This is a genomic window from Streptomyces sp. DSM 15324 (assembly GCF_001514285.1).
Classification (GTDB): Bacteria; Actinomycetota; Actinomycetes; order Streptomycetales; family Streptomycetaceae; genus Streptomyces.
On record NZ_KQ949059.1, the window covers coordinates 1 to 1967 of the forward strand.

The 1967-nt window shown below is 70.5% G+C and carries 1 protein-coding gene and 1 pseudogene; both read left to right on the forward strand.

What is annotated here, in order from left to right:
• Positions 1-64: 64 nt before the first annotated feature.
• A pseudogene (locus tag AQJ58_RS40120) lies at positions 65-1069 on the forward strand (condensation domain-containing protein); the annotation flags it as partial.
• A 139-nt stretch (positions 1070-1208) separates the two neighbouring features.
• A partial coding sequence (locus AQJ58_RS40125; RefSeq protein WP_159056430.1) for an AMP-binding protein occupies positions 1209-1967 on the forward strand: 759 nt, incomplete at its 3' end.

Sequence of the window (1967 nt, forward strand, 5' to 3'; positions counted from 1 at the left end):
GCAGGTGACGGATGGTCAGCCGGTGCAGGTGATTCCGGCCGGGGTGACGGTGCCGTGGGCCGAGGTGGACCTGAGTGACCTGGGGGAGGCAGGGGCGCAGGCGGAGCTGGCCCGGTTGGGGCGGGAGGACTACGGGCGCCGGTTCGACATGGCGCGGGCGCCGTTGCTGCGGTTCACCCTGGTCCGGCTGGCGGAGGAGCGGCACTGTCTGCTGCTGACGAGTCATCACATTCTGTTGGACGGGTGGTCGACGCCGATCGTGGCACGGGAGTTGTTCGCCCTGTATGCCAGTGGCGGGGACGTGTCGGTGTTGCCGGGGGTGACACCGTTCCGGGACTATCTGGCCTGGCTGGGCGGGCAGGACCGGGCGGCGGCCCGGCAGGCGTGGCAGCGGGAACTGGCCGGGGTGGAGCAGGCCACGCGGCTCGCTCCGGCGGACCCTTCGCGTTCTCCTCGTCTGCCTGAACGGGTGGTGACCGAGGCGTCGGGGGAGCTGAGCGGGGCGTTGCGGGCGCGGGCGAAGCAGCTCGGGGTGACGGTGAACACGGTCCTGCAGGCCGCCTGGGGGCTGGTGCTCAGCCGTGCGACGGGACAGCGGGACGTGGTGTTCGGTGCGATCGTCTCGGGCCGGACCCCGCAGCTGCCGGATGTCGAGTCGATGGTGGGCCTGTTCATCAACATCGTGCCGGTGCGGGTGCGGGTTTCGCCGGGGCAGTCGCTGTCGGAGCTGATCGGTGGTCTTCAGGAAGCGCAGTCCTCGCTCGGTCCGCACCATCATCTGGGGTTGTCGGAGATCCAGCAGCTCACCGGCATTCCGGAGCTCTTCGACACCATGATGGTGTTCGAGAACTATCCCTGGGACGGACCCGCGCAGGATGTCGCCGCCGGGCTGGATGCGGGAGTGCGGGTCGTGCCGGCTCTGGAGCGCGGCCGGGATGCCACCCACTATCCGCTGACCCTGGTCGCCGCGCCGGGCCGGCGCTTGTATCTGCGGCTGGACTACCGCGACGACCTCTTCGACCACACCACAGCCAAGGGGCTGCTCGACCGCTTGCTGCTGGTCCTGACCGCCATGGCCGATGATCCGGGAGTGCCGGCGGGCCGGGTGGATGTCACCACCGCCGAGGAACGCGGTGGCTGCTGGAAACCTGGAACGACACCGAGGCGGGCGGTGAACTGCTTTTGCTTCCGAGCAGTTCGAGGCGCAGGTGGCGGCCACTCCGGACGCGCCCGCGGCCTGTTTCGGCCAGGTCACCCTCTCCTACGGGGAGTTGAACCGGCGTGCCAACCGTCTGGCCCATGCCCTGATCCGGCGGGGTATCGGACCGGAGAGCATCGTCGCGCTTGCCCTGGAGCGGTCTTTCGATCAGGTCGTCGCCGTCCTGGCGGTCCTCAAGGCGGGCGCGGCGCACCTGCCCCTGGATCCCGGGCTTCCCCGTGCGCGGATCGGGTTCATGCTCGGTGACGCCCGCCCGGCCGTCCTGCTCACCACCGGCAGGACCCACGCCTCGATGCCCGACGACGACCCCACACCGGTACTGGTCCTGGACGACCCGCACACGCTCGCGCTGACCGGCGCCTGCCCCCACACCGATCCGGGCCCGCAGGAACGCACCGGCCCGCTCACCCACGCCCACCCCGCCTACGTCATCTACACCTCCGGCTCCACGGGCCGGCCCAAGGCCGTGCAGATGACCGGACTGGGCGTGGCGAACATGCTGCGCTGGCACCACCGCCAGCTCGGCGGCGGCCCCGGTACCCGCACCGCCCAGTTCACCGCGCTCAGCTTCGACGTCTCCGTCCAGGAAACACTCTCCGCCCTGCTGTTCGGCAAGACCCTGCTCATCCCCGACGAGGACACCCGCCGCGACCCCCACCTCTTCGCCACCTGGCTCCAGCAGCACCACGTCAACGAAGTGTTCGCACCCACCACCGTGCTCCACGCACTCGCCGAAGCCGCCACCGAA